At 67.2% G+C, this 250-nt stretch carries 1 protein-coding gene; it reads right to left on the bottom strand.

Annotated features, from left to right (window positions below; genetic code table 11):
- Positions 1-250, bottom strand: a 250-nt coding sequence (locus DSP71_RS01135) for an ABC transporter transmembrane domain-containing protein (protein WP_220151062.1), incomplete at both ends; no start/stop codon positions are given.

Raw genomic sequence — 250 nt, 5'->3', positions numbered from 1 at the left:
GGGGGGAGGAAGACGACGACGAGGACGAGCGTCAGCACCCAGGACTGGAATGCGAGCACGGTCACCAGCAGGACGACGGTCGACCCAGTCACGAGAAGCGCGGTCGACGACTCGCGCACGAAGGCGGAGAGCGCGGCGATCTCGGCCGTGCCACGTTGGAGCAGCTCGCCGTGTCGATGCCGTTCGACGAATCGCAAGGCCACGGTGGTCAGCTGCGCCGCGATTTGATCCCGCACATCGCGCACGAGGA

The sequence above is a fragment of the Microbacterium sp. H6 genome, assembly GCF_003314775.1.
Lineage (GTDB): Bacteria > Actinomycetota > Actinomycetes > Actinomycetales > Microbacteriaceae > Microbacterium > Microbacterium oxydans.
Note: the sequence above shows the minus strand (reverse complement) of the source record. Positions and strands in the feature narration are given on the sequence as shown.